At 63.9% G+C, this 17,582-nt stretch carries 15 protein-coding genes and 1 other RNA gene; 8 read left to right on the top strand and 8 right to left on the bottom strand.

Annotated features, from left to right (window positions below; all coding sequences use genetic code 11):
• Window positions 1–2: 2 nt before the first annotated feature.
• Genes R4P64_RS14240 through R4P64_RS14230 form a run of 3 tightly spaced genes read left to right on the top strand, consistent with a single transcriptional unit; the run spans window position 3 to window position 2,843 of the window.
• Window positions 3–686: a hypothetical protein gene (locus R4P64_RS14240; protein WP_317821324.1), complete on the top strand. Its 684-nt coding sequence runs from the start codon at window positions 3–5 to the stop codon at window positions 684–686.
• Complete coding sequence (locus tag R4P64_RS14235; RefSeq protein ID WP_317821322.1) at window positions 683–1,966, top strand: alpha/beta-hydrolase family protein; 1,284 nt, start codon at window positions 683–685, stop codon at window positions 1,964–1,966. The genes R4P64_RS14240 and R4P64_RS14235 overlap by 4 nt, the downstream gene beginning before the upstream one ends.
• A 25-nt stretch (window positions 1,967–1,991) precedes the next feature.
• A complete protein-coding gene (locus tag R4P64_RS14230; protein WP_317821320.1) occupies window positions 1,992–2,843 on the top strand; it encodes a fused MFS/spermidine synthase in 852 nt (283 codons plus the stop codon).
• An 8-nt stretch (window positions 2,844–2,851) separates the two neighbouring features.
• Here R4P64_RS14230 and R4P64_RS14225 read toward each other — a convergent pair whose 3' ends face one another.
• From R4P64_RS14225 to R4P64_RS14215, 3 genes are all read right to left on the bottom strand, one after another.
• Entirely contained in the window at window positions 2,852–5,863 is a 3,012-nt protein-coding gene (locus R4P64_RS14225; RefSeq protein ID WP_317821617.1) for a bifunctional [glutamine synthetase] adenylyltransferase/[glutamine synthetase]-adenylyl-L-tyrosine phosphorylase, read from the bottom strand.
• Window positions 5,863–7,203, bottom strand: a complete 1,341-nt coding sequence (locus R4P64_RS14220) for a glutamine synthetase family protein (RefSeq protein WP_033233146.1) — start codon at window positions 7,201–7,203, stop codon at window positions 5,863–5,865. Before R4P64_RS14220 ends, R4P64_RS14225 begins: the two co-directional genes overlap by 1 nt.
• A gap of 107 nt (window positions 7,204–7,310) precedes the next feature.
• A complete protein-coding gene (locus R4P64_RS14215) occupies window positions 7,311–8,894 on the bottom strand; it encodes an alpha/beta hydrolase (RefSeq protein WP_317543582.1) in 1,584 nt (527 codons plus the stop codon).
• 196 nt (window positions 8,895–9,090) lie between these two features.
• On the opposite strand from R4P64_RS14215, the gene panB reads away from it, so the two are divergent.
• Genes panB through pip form a run of 3 tightly spaced genes read left to right on the top strand, consistent with a single transcriptional unit; the run spans window position 9,091 to window position 11,393 of the window.
• Window positions 9,091–9,936, top strand: a complete 846-nt coding sequence (gene panB, locus R4P64_RS14210) for a 3-methyl-2-oxobutanoate hydroxymethyltransferase (RefSeq protein ID WP_033233144.1) — start codon at window positions 9,091–9,093, stop codon at window positions 9,934–9,936.
• Between the two features lie 54 nt (window positions 9,937–9,990).
• On the top strand, window positions 9,991–10,422 hold the full coding sequence (locus R4P64_RS14205; protein WP_033233135.1) for a lipoprotein: 432 nt from the start codon (window positions 9,991–9,993) through the stop codon (window positions 10,420–10,422).
• Window positions 10,422–11,393 (top strand): prolyl aminopeptidase, encoded by a 972-nt coding sequence (gene pip / locus R4P64_RS14200; protein WP_045067144.1) that lies wholly within the window; start codon window positions 10,422–10,424, stop codon window positions 11,391–11,393. Before R4P64_RS14205 ends, pip begins: the two co-directional genes overlap by 1 nt.
• Before the next feature lie 7 nt (window positions 11,394–11,400).
• On the opposite strand, the gene R4P64_RS14195 is transcribed toward pip, so the two are convergent.
• From R4P64_RS14195 to rnpB, 3 genes are all read right to left on the bottom strand, one after another.
• On the bottom strand, window positions 11,401–12,852 hold the full coding sequence (locus R4P64_RS14195; protein WP_317821316.1) for an RNB domain-containing ribonuclease: 1,452 nt from the start codon (window positions 12,850–12,852) through the stop codon (window positions 11,401–11,403).
• A 9-nt stretch (window positions 12,853–12,861) separates the two neighbouring features.
• Window positions 12,862–13,047 (bottom strand): hypothetical protein, encoded by a 186-nt coding sequence (locus tag R4P64_RS14190; RefSeq protein WP_033233133.1) that lies wholly within the window; start codon window positions 13,045–13,047, stop codon window positions 12,862–12,864.
• 336 nt (window positions 13,048–13,383) lie between these two features.
• An RNA gene (gene rnpB / locus R4P64_RS14185) (RNase P RNA component class A) lies at window positions 13,384–13,797 on the bottom strand.
• Window positions 13,798–13,851: 54 nt separating this feature from the next.
• On the opposite strand from rnpB, the gene R4P64_RS14180 reads away from it, so the two are divergent.
• Together R4P64_RS14180 and R4P64_RS14175 are read left to right on the top strand one after the other, a co-directional pair.
• Window positions 13,852–14,379: a DUF1697 domain-containing protein gene (locus R4P64_RS14180; RefSeq protein WP_116103075.1), complete on the top strand. Its 528-nt coding sequence runs from the start codon at window positions 13,852–13,854 to the stop codon at window positions 14,377–14,379.
• Window positions 14,376–15,611: an SLC13 family permease gene (locus R4P64_RS14175; protein ID WP_317821313.1), complete on the top strand. Its 1,236-nt coding sequence runs from the start codon at window positions 14,376–14,378 to the stop codon at window positions 15,609–15,611. Before R4P64_RS14180 ends, R4P64_RS14175 begins: the two co-directional genes overlap by 4 nt.
• Here the strand turns inward: R4P64_RS14175 and R4P64_RS14170 are convergent, their stop codons facing one another.
• Window positions 15,612–16,775 carry a bifunctional RNase H/acid phosphatase gene (locus R4P64_RS14170; protein WP_033233129.1) on the bottom strand — a complete coding sequence of 388 codons (1,164 nt, stop codon included), beginning with the start codon at window positions 16,773–16,775 and terminating at the stop codon, window positions 15,612–15,614.
• The gene (locus R4P64_RS14165; protein ID WP_095885946.1) at window positions 16,772–17,509 is read right to left on the bottom strand and encodes a zinc ribbon domain-containing protein; all 738 of its coding nucleotides are present in this window, start codon (window positions 17,507–17,509) and stop codon (window positions 16,772–16,774) included. The genes R4P64_RS14170 and R4P64_RS14165 overlap by 4 nt, the downstream gene beginning before the upstream one ends.
• Window positions 17,510–17,582 lie beyond the last annotated feature (73 nt).

The following is a 17,582-nucleotide window of genomic DNA, read 5'->3' as shown; positions in this document are numbered from 1 at the left end:
GCATGCGGATCACACGAGCAACGACGCTGCCCCAGCGCAGCGCTATCTGGGCGACACAGCGCAGCGCAACCTGGGCAGCGCTGAGTGTTGTCGCAGCGGCGACGGTCACCATCAGTGCCGCACCTCGCGACGTGCAAGCGGCAGCGCCGGAGAATCACCTTGCCGCACAGGCCGTTGCAGCGGTCACCAGCTCTGATGCCGCACCAAGCGTGCCGCGCGACTTTGCCGCGTTCTCAGGCTACGAACCCGTCATCGTCGCCGGTCACCTCGCCAATCCGAACGGTGCCTGCTCGTCCCCCGTTCCCCTTCCCGACGAGTTCGACTCCGCCTGCAAGGCCCACGATCTCGGCTACGACCTGCTCCGCTATGCACAGTTCCACGGCGACGAGCTCGGCCCGTGGGCACGGCAAGCGCTCGACGGCCAACTCGACCAGCGAATGCACGATGCCTGTGACACGAGGGAATCCCGGGCGACGCGGTCCTACTGCTTTGCCATGGCCGACATCGCAACCACTGCCGTGAACGGAAATTCGTGGCGTCAGAACTACCTGACGCCGGTTCAGGAATCCGGGTTCGGATACGCCGCCGCTGGTGTGCTCGGCCTCTCCGCACTCGGACTCACCTTCCTTCGGCCACGGCGACCTGCCGCGGCCGGCGCCTACTCGCAGAAAGCCGTTGCAGCATGAGCGTTCTCGATACCGTCCAACCGTCGGTGCTCTCCCGGATCGCAGCGGTCCCGCTCCCCCGCATCTCGGCAACGGTAGCCACGGGTTCGATGGCCGCAGTATCTCTGGCACCCAGCCTGTTGCCGAGAACCGCCGTACTGCAAGGACTCTTCAGCGGTGTGCTCATGGCGGTGGGAATCTTTGTTGCCTGGGCACTGACGACTGCATGGCACGCACTGCCGCTGCGGACACGATCGGAACGGTTCGACACTCGATCCTGGCGCACCCGAACTGCGATCGTTGCCACCGCAGTTGTTGCACTGTTCGCTACGTCTGCCAACGGCTGGCAGAACTCACTCCGCGTTGCGATGGGGGCGCCGCCGGTCGGAATTCGCTACTGGATCGAAGTCATGTGCATCACGACACTGACCGTGCTGATCCTGACCTCGGCGGCATCCGGCATTCGGAAAGTACTGCACCGCCTGGGTTTTGCCCGCACCATCGGCATAGCAGCGATCTGCGCCTTCGGACTTCAGCTGACCTTCGGCAGCATCGCCACCGCGTCGGCGCAGTCAGTGGAAGGGCAGAAGTTCCTTGCCTCCGGGACCGATTCGGTGCGTGTCTACGCCGATCTCGACTCCGGACCGGACGCAGGATCGCGGGCCGACCATGCGGTGGCCGAACTCGACCGCGTCGGCGGATTTGCTCGTAGCGCCGTCGTTGTGGCCGTCCCCACCGGTTCGGGGTGGATCGACACTCGGGCCGTCGACGGTATCGAGCAGCGATTCGGCAGTGACGTCGCGATCGTCGGTCAGCAGTACTCCGCTGCACCGAGTTGGGCTGCATTTCTGTTCCAACGCTCCGATGCCGAGGAATCGGCGCAGGCAATGCTGACCGCGGTCGCCACCCGCATCGCGGAACTTCCCGCCACCGAACGCCCCGACCTCTATCTCTACGGCCAGAGTCTTGGCGCCGTGGGCGGCAGCGCTGCCCTGGCCGAGGCCCTTCCGACGCAGTTGTGCGCCGTCCTCTGGGCCGGACCGCCCGCCGGCGCTACCCGAGTGGACGGGACAACCGTTCTGGCCAACACCTCCGATCCTGTGGTGTGGTGGTCGCCGGCCCTCGCGACGACGCCACCAGACCTGAGCCGCGCGGTCCAGGACGCCCCGATGCCGCAGTGGATTCCGGTGGTCAGTTTCCTTCAGACCAGCGTCGACATGCTCGCCTCCCTCGACGTCCCCGCGGGTCACGGTCACCGATACGGCACCGAGCAGGGCACGCAACTCGGAACCTGCCACTAGAACACAAGCGCCTAGAGTGGGTGCAGTGGCCAAAGGAACGCGCAAGACCAAGACTCGCAGCACCACCCCCGACCGCCGAGACGACGGACCTGTTCCCGGCGTCTTCCCCATCGACACCGGCACGTGTGAACTTGTTCGTGATCAGTACTCGGACACGGGGTGGATTCTGCAGATCAACGGTGTTCCCAGCTCACACATCGATCTGGCCGACCCGAAGACCTTGGACTTCGAGTACATGCGCTGGATCGCCCACCTGGTCGATTCGGAACGCGACCCGAAAGAGCGTCTGCGCGTCCTGCACCTCGGCGGCGGCGCCTGTTCGATGGCTCGGTACATCTGCGCGACGTACTCCGACGCCCGTCAGGTTGTTGTCGAAATCGACAGCGCATTAGCCGAATTGGTTCGCGACTGGTTCGATCTGCCGCGTGCACCACTGCTCCGCATCCGCGTCGGCGAAGCGCGCGCGGTCACGGAAACTCTCACCGATTCGACGCGGGACATCATCATCCGAGATGTCTTTGCGGGCAGCACAACTCCGGTTCCACTGACCACGGCGCAGTTCACCACCCACGTACGACGCGTCCTTGCACCAGGCGGGATTTACCTCGTCAACTGCGGCGACACCCCGGACTTGCAGGGGTCGCGCGCCGAAGCTGCAACCATCGGTGCGCAGTTCGAGCACCTGGCCATCATCGCCGATCCGGCAATGCTCAAGGGCAGGCGCTACGGAAATATGATCATCGCGGGTAGCGACGTTCCGATCGCACAGTCGCCGGCCCTTGCCCGTGAACTCCTGGGCGGCGGAGTTCCCGCACATGTGTGGGGAGACGCCGAGGTCCGCAAGTTTGCGGCCTCGGCATCCGTCCGAGAAGACTGAAGTCGGCGTTACTCTCCGCCGAACACCCGTTCCACCACCGCTTTTGCCCGTCGCGTGATGCGGAGATAGTTGTCGAGGAACTCCCCCGAGTCATCTCCGTATCCCGCAACCTGCGCCACGGCAGACAGGACGCGTCCCGGTCCTGGCAGTTGATCGGTCGGCTTTCCGCGAACCAGCACAAGGCAATTGCGGGCCTTGGTCGCCGTGATCCACGCATCACGCAGCAACTCCACGTCGGATTCACTGAGCAACTCGGCTGCACCGATCGCGTCCAGCGTTTCCAGCGTCGACGTGTTGTGCAACGACGCGATCTTGTCGGCGTGACGCAGCTGGATCAGCTGCACGGTCCACTCGATATCGGCCAGTCCGCCGCGACCCAGTTTGGTGTGCGTAGCGGGATCGGCTCCACGAGGAAGACGTTCGGAATCGACGCGAGCCTTGATTCGGCGAATCTCGCGAACCGCCGTTTCGCTGACGCCGCCCTCTGGATAACGGGTCTTGTCGATCATGTGCAGGAATCGCAGACCCAGATCCGGATCACCGGCCACCGGGTGGGCGCGAAGCAGTGCTTGAATCTCCCACGCCTGCGCCCATTTAGCGTAGTAGGCGTCGTACGATTCGAGGGTGCGGACCATGGGGCCGTTGCGTCCCTCGGGGCGCAGTCCCGTATCCACCTCGAGCGGCGGATCAGTGCTGGGAGCACCGAGAAGCTTGCGCACCCTGTCCGCAATGCTGTTGGCCCACTTGACCGCAACGGTCTCGTCGACGCCCTCGACGGGCTCGCACACGAACAGAACGTCGGCGTCGGAGCCGTATCCCAGTTCGCCGCCGCCGAGTCGGCCCATGCCGATCACGGAGAACGCCGCAGGCGCGGGCGTTCCCAGTTCGGCAACACTGGCCTTGATCACGGCGGACAGCGACGCGTTGAGTACCGCGGCCCACACCGACGACAGTGCCTTGCACACCGCCGGAACGTCGAGCATCCCCAGGATGTCGGCCGACGCAATGCGCGCCAACTCGTGGCGACGCAACGAACGTGCCGCTGCGACAGCGCGATTGGGGTCACTGTGCCGCGCTGAGGCGGTGAGAATACCGCGCGAGACGTCCTCTGGTACCGGTTCGATCAGACGCGGGCCACTCGGCGAATCCGCATACAGGCGAATGACGTCTGGTGCCTTGATCAGCAGATCCGGCAAGTACGCGGAAGAGCCAAGCACCGTCATCAGACGTTCGGCGACGGCAGCCTCGTCGCGAAGCAACCGAAGGAACCAGGTCTGATCGACCAGTGCGTCGGACAAGCGTCGGTACGCCAACAGTCCGGCGTCGGGATCCGGTGTGTCGGCAAGACATTCGAGTAGCGTCGGCAAGAGCAGCGCCTGGATCCGGCCCTTGCGGGACGCTCCGGCTGTCAAGGCCGTGAGGTGCCCGAGAGCATTCTCGGGGGCGGTGTATCCCAACGCCGCCAACTGGCGAACGGCAGCTTCCGGCCCCAGCGCCAACGATTCCTTGTCCATCCGCGCAACAGACTCGAGCAGCGGACGGTAGAACAGCTTGGCGTGCAACCTGCGGATTCGATGGGAGTTCCGTTTGATCTCGGCGCGCAACACCCCGAGCGCGTCGAGGCGGCCGTCGGGACGCATGTGCGCGGCGCGGGCCAGCCAGCGCAACGCCTCGTCGTCGTCCGGCGGCGGCAACGTGTGGGTGCGCTTGAGCTTCTGCAACTGCAGACGATGCTCGAGGAGACGCAGGAATTCATAGGACGCCGTGAGGTTCGCGGCGTCGTCTCGACCGACGTAGCCACCGGCGGCCAGCGCTGTCAGCGCATCGACTGTGCTCTGCACGTGCAGAGTGTCATCGGCGCGGCCGTGCACCAATTGCAGGAGCTGGACGGCAAATTCGACGTCTCGCAAACTTCCGCGACCGAGTTTGAGCTCGCGCTCACGCATCTCGGGCGGAACCATTTCCTCGACGCGTCGGCGCATGGCCTGCACTTCGGGAACGAAGTCCTCACGTTCGGACGCCGTCCAGACCATCGGGCTCATGGCCTCGGCGTACTGACGCCCGAGTTCCATGTCCCCCGTCATCGGACGGGCCTTCAGAAGAGCCTGGAACTCCCACGTCTTGGCCCACCGCTTGTAGTACGCGATGTGGGAATCGAGTGAGCGCACCAGTTCGCCGCGCTTACCCTCGGGGCGGAGCGCAGCGTCCACTTCGAAGAACGCGGACGTGCCGATCCTCATCAACTCGCCCGCTACGCGAGAGGCAGTGGCGTCGGCCGGTTCGGCAACAAACACGACATCGACGTCGGACACGTAGTTCAGTTCGCGCGCACCACATTTGCCCATCGCGATAACCGCAAGGCGGATGGGGCACGTGCCTTCGGGGCACACGGTGGCGATCGCTACCGACAGAGCCGCAGTCAGTGCCGCGTCGGCCAGATCCGAGAGCTGATGCCCGATGGTCTGATACGGAACCACGGGTTCGTTTTCGACGGTGGCCGCCAAATCGCACGCGGCCAGCAACATCAGCTGATCCTTGTACGACTTCCGCAGCGCAACTACCGCGTCCGGACCGGTCATCGCAGCGCGGTACGTCTGCGAGCCTGGGGTTGCGCCCTCGTCCAACGTTGCGCCGACGGCCCCGAGCAGCGCCGTGGTGGCGGCGGCCTTGGTAGGCAGCGATGCGCCGTCGAGAATGCGCCAAGCGGACGGATCAGCAACGATGTGATCACCGAATGCCGCCGACGCTCCGATCAGCCCGAGCAGCCGTCCGCGCAGGCTCTTGTCCTTACGCAGCGCGTCGTCGAGGTCACTCCATCCGTCGCCCAGCGAATCCTTGATGCGCACCAACGTGCGCAACGCAAGATCGGCGTTGGCGGAACGCGAGAGTGACCACAGGAGTTCGATGCTCTCCGAGTCCACCCAGCCGAGTTGGCGGAGCTCGTCGGCTGCGGTGTTCTCGACCAACCCGAGCCGGCCCGGCCCGGGTACCACGGATCGCGCGGACGGCGGCTTGACCATCACAGGCCGAGGTAAGTCTTGAGCTCGAACGGCGTCACGTGGCTGCGGTATTCCTCCCATTCACGCCGCTTGTTCCGCAGGAAGAAGTCGAAAACGTGCTCGCCGAGAGCCTCGGCAACCAACTCCGACTTCTCCATCTCGCGCAGAGCACCGTCGAGGTTGCTCGGCAATTCCTTGTACCCCATGGCGCGACGCTCAGCGGAGGTCAACGACCACACGTCGTCCTCGGCCTCGGGAGGCAAGGTGTAGCCCTTCTCGATGCCGCGCAGACCGGCCGCGAGCAGCACCGCAAACGTCAGGTACGGGTTGCACGCCGAGTCTGGGCTGCGGATCTCGACACGACGCGACGACGCCTTGTTCGGCGTGTACATCGGCACGCGGATCAGCGCCGAGCGGTTGGAGGGTCCCCACGACGCTGCCGTCGGAGCCTCGCCGCCGTGGACCAGGCGCTTGTAGGAGTTGACCCACTGGTTCGTGACGGCACTGATCTCGTTGGCGTGCTCGAGAATGCCGGCGATGAATGCCTTGCCGGTCTCCGAGAGCTGCATCGGATCGTCCGGGTTGTGGAACGCGTTCGTGTCGCCTTCGAACAGGCTCATGTGCGTGTGCATCGCCGAACCGGCCTGATCGCTGAACGGCTTGGGCATGAAGCTCGCCCGCACGCCTTCACCGATCGCAACCTCCTTGACGACGTACCGGAACGTCATCACGTTGTCGGCCATGGACAACGCGTCGGCGTAGCGGAGATCGATCTCCTGCTGCCCGGGAGCGGCCTCGTGATGGCTGAACTCGACCGAGATCCCCATGGACTCGAGAGCGTCGATCGCGTGACGACGGAAGTTGGGAGCCGAATCGTGCACGGCCTGATCGAAGTAGCCACCGGAATCGGCCGGGATCGGCGGAGTGCCGTCCAACGGACCGTTCTCGAGGAGGAAGAACTCGATCTCGGGATGCACGTAGCAACTGAAGCCCAGGTCGCTGGCCTTGCTCAGCTGACGACGCAGCACGTGCCTTGGGTCAGCCCACGAGGGCGAACCGTCCGGGTTGGTGATGTCGCAGAACATGCGAGCCGAATGCTGCGCGCCGTCCTTGTGCGCCCACGGCAGGATCTGGAAAGTCGACGCATCAGGGCGGGCAACGGTGTCCGCTTCGGACACTCGGGCGAATCCCTCGATGGCGGAACCGTCGAAACCGATTCCCTCTTCGAAAGCACCTTCGAGTTCCGCGGGGGCGATCGCCACCGATTTGAGGTAACCGAGAACGTCGGTGAACCACAAGCGGACGAACCGAATGTCGCGCTCTTCCAGGGTACGAAGCACGAATTCTTTTTGGCGATCCATGCACGCGAGAGTAAGCAAGCCACGTTAAATCTGTGTTACATCAGCGGCACGAGTTACCCGAGTGATGCGTCACTCTCACATAGCCCCTGCATGCGGGCCTACAGGCGTTAACATGTCAGGCCGTCCTCCGGGACCTTCAGGTAGACGAGGTAGTTGACGACCGCGTCGTCGACGCACGGTTCGCCGTCCAGAACAACGGTGTGCTGTGTTCCCTCGAACGTGATGAGCGCGGCCCCGAGTTGCTTCGCGAGATCCACGCCGGCCTGATACGGAGTAGCCGGATCCTGCGTCGTCGACACGACGACCAGCGTCGGGAGGCCGGCGTCGGCCAGAGCCTGCGGATCGAGCTCATGCGGACTGCCCGTCGCCGGGACCGGCCAGAACGCACACAGATCCAGCGGCGCCTGACCGGTGCCCCGGCCGTCGTCGAGGAACGGTGCGGCCTCGCGATACCGCGTGTCGGCCTCACCGGCTTCTGCCCGATCGGTTGTAGCCGGATCGTCGACGCACCGGATGGCATTGAACGCATCGTTGATATTGGAATACGTGCCATCGTCGTTTCGCCCCTCGTACTGGTCGGCCAAACTCAACAGCGCATCACCCCGGCCGTCCGCCAGGCCGGACAGCCCCATCCGCAACGTGGTCCACAACTGCTGTGAATACAGCGCCTGCTGCACACCGGTGATCGCGTCCCCGTAGCTGAGTCCGCGCGGATCCGTGGTGTCGGCAGGGTTGTCGATCAGCGGTTCCAGCAACGCCTGCAATGTCTCGCGCGCCTGCGCCGGATCACTTCCGAGCGGGCAGTCCCGCTGCGACACGCAGTCGGCGACAAAGGCGTCGAACGCGACCTGGAAGCCCTCTCCTTGCAGTACAACTTCGTCGACGACGTCCTGATTCGGATCCAACGCGCCGTCGAGCACCATCGCCCGAACGTTCTGCGGGAAGGTTTCGGCGTAGGTCGAACCGATTCGCGTCCCGTACGAGAACCCGAGGAAGTTCAACTCGGAATCACCGAGCGCACCGCGGATCACGTCCATATCGCGCACCACTTCATACGTGCCGACGTGGGCGAGGAAGTCGGTTCCGGTGTTCGCCACGCACGCGGCGGCGTAGTCCTTGCTGTCCTGCTCCGCGTCGGCAATCCCTTCGGGCGTCATGTCGATATCGACATCCGCGCGCTCGGCATCGAACTCCGCCGGCGTCAGGCAGCGCACCTGAGGCGTCGACGCACCCACGCCCCGCGGATCGAACCCGATCCGGTCGAAGCGCTCGGCGAGCTGTGTCCTGGAGCCCTGGGTTGCCATCGCCAGCCCCGATGCACCCGGTCCACCTGGGTTGATCAACAGCGATCCGATTCGATCCCCCGTCGCTGCCGCTCGCGAGATGACAACCTGCGCCGTGTCACCGGCCGGATTCGCATAGTCGACGGGAACCGTCACCGCGGCGCAGTCCACCGAACTACTGAGCGGCGAATCACCTGGCGTGGCAAATCGTTCGCACGAACCCCAGTCGAGGGTCTGCTCGTAGAACTTCTCCAACCCTGCCGGAACCGAAGCGGGTACCGCGGACGTTGCAGACCCCGAAGAATCGGTGGAGGGATTGTCGCCGTCGGCAACAGTGCAACCGGCAACTAACAGGAGAGCAGCGACGCTTGCGGCACACACACCGGAGAGGCGAACTAACTTCGACATACCGTCGATGGTGCCAGGAAATAGTGGTTACCAGCCATTCGCTACTTCGGATGGCCGCTCGCCGATGTGACCCATCGCACCAGGTTTTGCTATTCGCACCGACGGTTTCCGGTGGCAGACTGATCGTGTCATCACCCACACCCGGGGACCCGACGGCAATCAACGCCTAAGGCCTCGAGGCACGAAAGGGACAACGATGTCCGAGACTCCTCTGTACGGTTCTGCAGCTGCTACCCCGGCTGCTCCTATGCGCAAGACCCGCGTCCATCACCTCGCCGAGATGAAGCAGAACGGCGAACGTTGGTCGATGCTCACGGCCTACGACTACTCGACGGCCCGAATCTTCGAAGAAGCCGGCATTCCGGTTCTCCTCGTCGGTGATTCCGCCGCCAATGTCGTATACGGCTACGACACGACGGTGCCGATCACCGTCGACGAACTTCTCCCGCTGGTTCGCGGTGTTGTTCGCGGCGCACCCCACGCACTGGTCGTTGCCGACCTCCCGTTCGGCACCTACGAAGCCTCCGCCGAACAGGCTCTGGCAACTGCCACCCGCTTCATGAAAGAGGGCCTCGCCCACGCCGTGAAGCTCGAGGGCGGCGAGCGGATGACCAAGCAGATTGCTGCTATCACTGCTGCCGGTATTCCCGTCATGGCGCACGTCGGCTTCACCCCGCAGAGCGTCAACTCGCTCGGCGGATTCCGCGTCCAAGGCCGCGGCGACGGTGCCGACCAACTTGTGGCCGACGCCATTGCAGTGCAGGAAGCCGGCGCTTTCTCGGTGGTCATGGAAATGGTTCCGGCCGACATCGCGGGCCAGGTCACACGCAAATTGACCATCCCCACCGTCGGTATCGGGGCGGGCAACGAATGCGACGCCCAGGTCCTCGTCTGGCAGGACATGGCCGGCTACACGAGCGGTAAGACAGCCAAGTTCGTCAAGCGTTTCGGTAACGTCGGTGACGAACTGCGCTCCGCGGCCGCAGCCTATGCATCAGAAGTTCGCACAGGCGCCTTCCCGGCCGTCGAGCACAGTTTCTGATCCGAGACCGGCGAACGCCGCCTGTCTCTCGAAAAGAAATTCAGGGGTGCGTTCATGATCGGTAACCGTCGTCATTTCACAGCTGCCGTAGTTGGTTCGGCCGCTCTCGTGACGGTTCTGAGCGGATGCGCGGGAGGGACCACAACCTCTCCCGCGCCCAGCTCGGCCACACCGACCACATCGGCCGCGGCAACCACGACCGCTGCCGCGGCGGGCACGTTCACCGAAGCGCAGGTACAGCAGCTGTGCTCGGACATGGAAGCCGAACTGCAGAATTGGCGAACAGTCACCCCGACCCTCGGCAAGGGCGCGCTCAACCTCTTGGTCGGGTCCTGGGCGAGCCAGAACGGCATCAATCTGATCGACCTTGCGGCGCATCGTGATCGCGTCGACACGGCGATGGCGGCCACGTGCCCGGAAATCCGGGATGGCGCGCTGTACGCGCTGGAGATCCCCGACCTCGCTTCGGGCATGGTCGGTTTCTGATGACCGAAACCGGTGAACTCCGCGAACTCTATCCCCCGATCGAGCCACACACGTCGGGCTTTCTCGACGTCGGCGACGGCCAACGCATGTACTGGGAGATCAGCGGAAACCCCGACGGCAAACCCGTCGTATTCCTGCACGGCGGCCCCGGCGGTGGGACACACCCGTCGCTGCGGCAGTTCTTCGATCCCGACGCATACCGGATCATCCTTCTCGACCAGCGCGGATGCGGTCGGTCGACGCCGCACGTCGCCGACGGCGCCGATCTGTCGGTCAACACCACCGACAAATTGCTGCACGACATCGAAGCCCTGCGTGAGCATCTCGGAATCGAGAAGTGGATGGTGTTCGGCGGGTCGTGGGGTTCGACTCTCGCACTCGCCTATGCCGAAACCTTCCCGACTCGGGTCACCGAACTCGTGCTGCGTGGGATATTCCTCCTGCGCCGAAGCGAAATCGACTGGTACTACAACGGCGGAGCGGGTCATATGTTCCCCGAACGCTGGGCCAAGTTCCTCGAACCGGTACCCGAGAACGAGCGCGGCGATGATCTGGTTGCGGTCTACCACCGCCTCCTTCATTCCGACGACGCGGATGTGGCAGAGCGCGCCGCTGTCGCCTGGTCCGCATGGGAGGGTTCGACAAGCTTCCTGATCCCGAAACCGGAGAAGGTCGAGGAGAACTCCGAAGTACGCTTTGCCCTGGCTTTCGCGCGGATCGAGAACCACTACTTCGTCAATGCCGGCTTCATCGACGAAGCTCAACTGCTGACCAAGAGTTCGGCCCTGCACGGCATTCCCGGAACAATCGTGCAAGGCCGCTACGACGTCGTCTGCCCCGCCACCAGCGCCTGGGACCTCCATAATGCCTGGCCGGAGTCGAAGCTCGTCATCGTCGACGACGCCGGCCATTCCGCGATGGAACCCGGCATCACCCATCACCTGCTCGAGGCAACAGACTCCTACCGGTAACTCGGCTCTATGCCGGGAAGCTGAACTCCACAGTCCGCTTAGCTGTGTCGACGGCGGTGAGTCGCACCTTCACCCGCTCACCGTCGTCGGGAGTGCCGACGCACTTGGCGATCACGGTCACCGACGGTATGAACACCTCGGCAGCGCGCTTGCCGTCCTTGGATCGCATCACCACAGCATCGAATACCTCGCCGACGCGGCCCTCGAGCAACGTCACCTCGGTCAGATCGATACATGCGCGATCCACCTTGTTCGCGACGGAATCCGATCCGCTCATGATCGGCGGCAATTCAGGCAACGCGGTCCGCACCCAATCCGGTACAGGCGTACCAGCACTGATCGCCAGACATATCTCGGTACTGAATCGATCGGACAGCCGGCGCAGCGGAGCAGTCACGTGAGCGTAGGGCGCGCCGATGCCCGCATGCACTGTCAGATCGGGCAATTGGCCGTCGAACGCCGCATAGTCGGCGCCGCGCAGCAAAGACGGCGCTACCGACATCAAGGCCATCGTGGACGGCTCCTGCGCGTCGAGTCCGGCAAGAATCTGCCCCACCGTCTTGCCCGGCGGCCACGTAATACCCAGCGCAACCGCAGTTCTCCGCAACGTGTCCACTGCCGATTGCTCGGCCGGCGGCAACGTCCGCAACAATCCGACACCTGCGTCGATCATCATTCGGCCGGCGCACATCCCGGTCAACAGAGACACTTCGGCATTCCAGTCGTCGGCTTCCGTCCGCGGTTCCAACACAATTCGCCACCGACCGGATTGATCCGGTCCGGCTTCTTCCCGCACCACGGACTGCTCCGGCAACTTCAACTCGATGGCGCCCCGGGCTACCGCCGAGTCACCGCGGAGACGGCCGAATTCCGGCAGCGCCGCAATCGAGGGGTGCAAGGTGCCGGCCTCGGCGTCGGCCTGAACCGTCGAATAGTCCAGACGCGCCACGGATTTCACGAGGGCTCGGGTTACGGACCACGACGTCGGCTCGGCGTTGACGTCGAGTTCGATTCGCCAGAGCGCTGCCGGACGAACCACGTCCGGCAAGAGGCTGGCCGAATCTTCCGACAACACACGCGGATGCAGGGGTACGGAACCGTCCGGGAGATAAAAGGTTTGGCCCCGTCCCCGGGTTTCGACGTCGAGCGCGGCGCCCGGAACCACCACCGCGGCAACGTCCGCGATGGCGTAGTGGACGACAAAGCCGTCTGCTGACTTCTCCAGATGCACTGCCTGATCGAGATCCATCGATCCGGGCGGATCGATGGTGACGAACTCGATGTGCGTAGCGTCCAGTCGGCCGTCCGCATGGCGATCTCGGGCATTCTCGGCCTCGACCATCGCCGCACTGCCGAACGCGTCGGGCAACGAAAACTCAGCCCGAATCGTCCCGAAGTCGATTCCCTGCACCGTTATTCGACCTAGGGGCACGCGTCCTCCACCTTCGATTCGGCGCATAAACCGAACTTAGTTGTTCCAGTCGTCGTCGGCCCGATCAGCGGCTTTGTTGCGTTCCGCGGCGATCTGCAGTGCATGCTCTGCCGACTCCCGATCAGGGTACGGCCCCATTCTCGTCAAAGATGAGGGACCCTTGCCTTGGGAGACAGAACCATCGGACACATCGAAGTACCAGAGTCGATCTTCATCAGTCATGAATACAGTGTGGCATTTCAGTGGGAGTCAGGCTTGTAGATCGCTGTGAGACTGCTATTCTTTCGACTTGGCCTGGCAGGTGAAAACCGGACAATCGAACGGTGAGTTCTGCTTGATCGCCCTCGACAAGCTACGAACAGAAATTGGAGCGCGCAATGTCCGCAATTCTTTACGATTACCTTCTCCCGCTCATGGGCCATGACGCGGCAACCTACTGGGCGACCCTGTTGGTCATCAAGCCCATCTGATAACCGCCACACGAACTACGACATACAACCCCCGTCGGCCATGCCGGCGGGGGTTGTATGCGCTTGCGAAGCCTTGAAAAAGTCAGGGCGAACGAGTTGGCGTATAAGCCGGATCCTGTCCTCGACACCGAAGTGACGAGTGGCGACCATCCATCTGGACACACCGTCGCCGGGTGCCTCACGCGGTTCACCCGCAAGCTCGGGCGAGCAGCCCTCGAACACTTGCGCAGCCGCACCGCACGCGATGCGACCTTCAACCTTGCTCCGGGCGGGGTTTACCTAGCCACCCCGGTCACCCGGGGTGCTGGTGCGCTCTTACCGCACCGTTTCACCCTTACCTGCCCCGAAAGGCAGGCGGTCTGTTTTCTGTGGCACTGTCCCGCGAGTTGCCTCGGGTTGCCGTTAACAACCGCCCTGCTCTGTGGAGTCCGGACTTTCCTCGACTCGGGGCCTGTGCGCACTACGCGCTGGTTCCCTGATCCGCGGCCGCCCGGCCAACTCGTCCGCCCCAGTAGGTTACCGGGTGGCTGTCGGTGACCCGAACTATGGTCGCTGTATGACTCGGTACGTGGCCCTGCTACGCGGCATCAATGTCGGCGGTATCAACATCAAGATGGTGGACCTTGCGCGCGTCTTCACAGAACTCGGATTCGAGCGTGTGAAAACGGTCCTGGCGTCAGGCAATGTCCTCTTCGACAGCACCAGTGCCGATGTGCCCGCGCTGAAGAAAACCATCGAAACCGCCCTCAACCGCGAATTCGGGTACGAAGCCTGGGTCTTCGTGCTCGACACCGCAGCGCTGCAGGCCATTGTCGACGGATATCCCTTCGATTCCGACCGCGAAGGCTGGCACGCATACGCGATGATCGCGTCGGAGCCGTCAGTGCTCGCAGAACTCGCCGAATCGGCCGCTGGACTCGACCCGGCAGTCGAACAGGTAGCACCGGGTGACGGCGTTTTGTACTGGGAGGTCGAGAAAGGCATGACCGTCAAGAGCGTCTTCGGCAAGAACACCGGCAAACCGAAATTCAAGGCGTACACCACCACCCGCAATCTGAACACGCTCCACAAACTTCTGAAGTGAGTCTGCTTCCGATCATTCTGGTCGGCGTTGTGCTCGTGTTCGCGATCGTTCGCCCACGCGGGCTGCCCGAGATCGTGGTAGCCGGCCCCGCCGCGATTGCTGTGGTTCTCGCCGGCGCGGTCACTGTCGGTGAAGCCCGCGATGAAGTGACAGCAATGGCACCGACCGTCGTGTTCTTGGTTGCGGTGCTGATTCTCGCGCATGCCGCCGACGCTCTCGGTGTCTTTCACTGGGTGAGTCAGGTACTGCGGCAAGGCTCGCGCCGCGATCCGCGCCGCCTGCTCACCTACGTCTTCGGCGCAGCGGCCCTGACAACCGCGGTACTGAGCCTCGATGCAACGGTTGTGCTGCTCACCCCGGCTGTGATCGTTGCCGCCCGATCCATCAACGCCAGCCCACAACCGAACTCGTATGCCGCTGCGCACCTCTCGAATTCGGCGTCTACCCTGCTGCCCGTCTCCAATCTGACCAATCTCATTGCGTTTTCGGCAACCGGACTGACCTTCCTGCACTTCACCGCCCTGATGGCGCTGCCGTGGATCGTGACGATCGTGATCGAGTACGTGATCTTTCGATGGTTCTTCCGATCGGAGCTGCGCGCGGACACAACCGACGGACCGGTTCCGGAAATCCGTCACTCCCCCGCACCCGTGCTGCCGTTGTCGATCATCGGCGCAACGCTGTTCGGCTTTGCCGCTTCGGGATTCGTCGGCATCGAACCGGCGTGGGTGGCCGTCGCCGGCGCAGCAGCGCTGTCTGCGATCGCTCTCCGTCGCCGCAGAACCGACCTGAAGCGCATCGTGTACGCGGCCGATCTGTGGTTCTGCGCATTTGTGCTGGTGCTCGGCGTTGTGGTGGCAGGCGTCGCACACGGTCCCGTCGGGGACGCTGTTGCGCGGATACTGCCGTCGGATACCGGCTATGTCTCGCTGCTCGTGGTGGCAGCGGTCGCGGCGATCGCGTCGAACCTCGTGAACAACCTGCCGGCCACCTTGCTGATGATCGCGGCCCTTGGCCCCTCGGCCCCGACCGGCCTGGTACTGGCCATGCTGATCGGGGTGAACCTCGGCCCTAATCTGACCTACGTCGGCTCACTCGCAACAATGCTGTGGCGGCGAGTGGCCACCAGCGTGGACGCTGCGCCCACGCTGGCAACCTTCACACTGCTCGGTCTGGCTACGACGCCACTGACCCTTCTCGGGGCAGTCAGCGCGCTCTGGTTAGTTCTGTAGTCAGCGCAGGTGCGACGTGTCGTTCACGAGTCGCACCGATGCTCCACCGTCAGGGTAGAACTCGGCGATGCTCAGCGACGCCAAATCCAGGTGCAGGCGATACAGCAACGACGGACCAGCGTCGAGCGCCAATTGCACCAGGGTCTTGATCGGTGTCACATGAGAGACGACGAGCAGTGTCGACCCACCGTACGTTGCGATCAGATCGTCACGCGCGGCAATAACGCGCTCCCGAACCTCGTCGAAGCTCTCACCGCCGGGCGGCTTCACGGACGTGTCGGACAACCATGCCGTGTGCAGTTCCGGATCACGCTGCGCCGCTTCACGAAACGTGAGCCCGTCCCAGTCGCCGAAATCGGTTTCGATCAGACCTTTGTGCTCGATCACCGGCAGGCCGAGAACCCGCGCCGACTCCTCAGCTGTCTCGCGCGTGCGGCCGAGCGGAGACGAGACAATGGCGTCGATGCCACCGCGACTGCCGAAACGTGCTGCTGCGCCGGCGGCCTGAGCGCGCCCCAGTGCCGTGAGGATCGGATTACCCCGGCCCGAATAACGGCGATCGACCGACATCGCTGTCTGACCGTGACGCAGCAACAACATCCGCGTCGGCTTGCCCACGCTGGCCGTCCACCCAGGCGAACCGGCGATCTGCGGTTCGGACGAGGTCTCGGCGGGCGCAGTTCTCGGTGTGGACACCGGGACGGGTTCGCTTGCGGTCTCGATACCTGCAGAGTCAAGGCCGGCAGTTTCCATTCCGGCAGCCGCGTCCATCGCCTCGTTTGCCAGCCGATCCGCATGCGAATTCTCCGCGCGGGGAATCCAGGTGTACGTCACGCTCGCGAACTGCGCCGCCACCTCTGCGGCCTTGCGCTGGAGCGGAATCATGTCCGGGTGCTTGACCTTCCAGCGACCGGACATCTGCTCGACAACCAGTTTGGAATCCATCCGGACATCAACGTCGGAGGCGCCGAGTTCACCGGCAGCGGTCAATCCCGCAATGAGCCCGCGATACTCCGCAACATTGTTGGTGGCGGTGCCGATGCTTTCCTTGCGTTCGGCCAGCACCGTGCGAGAGCTGTCGAACACGACAGCGCCGTACCCCGCCGGACCTGGGTTTCCCCGCGATCCACCGTCGGCCTCGACGATGACTCGTGACAAACTCACAGACCGGACTCCTTGGTACGCACCATGATTGCGCCGCACTCGGGGCAACGGACAACAACGTCGGATGCCGTGCCGGCAATGCGCGAGATCTCACCGCGGTCGATTTCGATCCGGCAGGCACCACAGCGGCGAGCCTGTAGCAGGGCTGCGCCCGGCCCCCCGAGGGTGCGCTGCTTTTCGTATACTGCCAGGAAATCGGCGGGGAACTCGCCGACCAGACGCTCACGGTCCGCGACGCAGCGCTCCTGCGCCTTGTTCAGATCGGCCATAGCGTCGTCGCGACGACGCTTGGCGTCGATCAGTTCCTCTTCTGCCTGCGACAGCTGCGCGCCGGCGTGATCGTAATCTGCCTGCAGCGCCTCACGCTGTTCCATGACCTCGAGCAACTCGTCTTCGAGAAGCCCCTGCCTACGCACAAGGCTGCCGAGTTCGTGTTCGAGTTCGGTGAGCTGCTTGGCAGCTACGTTGCCGCTCTGCAAGAGAGTGCGGTCTTTGTCTTCGCGCTGACGGACAGCGTCGATCTCACCTTCGAGCTTGCGGATATCGCGATCGATGTCGTCGATCTGGATTTCGACGCCGACGGACGCGTCCTTGCGGCTGATGCGCTCAGCCTCGAGACGGTCCACTTCCTGCTGCTCGGGAAGCGCACCGCGTCGATGTGCGATCCGGGTGAGCTCCGCATCCACGCCGGCGAGGTCGAGAAGCTTGGCTTGCACCTGTGGTTGGACGTTCACGCTGTGTAACTCCTGCTGTATGTCCGGTGACGGGTCTGCTGTTGAAATGTTCGTGCAACCGTACCCTGATCGG

The organism is Rhodococcus sp. IEGM 1366, from assembly GCF_033142425.1.
GTDB classification, from domain to species: Bacteria; Actinomycetota; Actinomycetes; order Mycobacteriales; family Mycobacteriaceae; genus Rhodococcus_F; species Rhodococcus_F globerula.
This window is presented reverse-complemented; position numbering and strand designations above follow the sequence as displayed.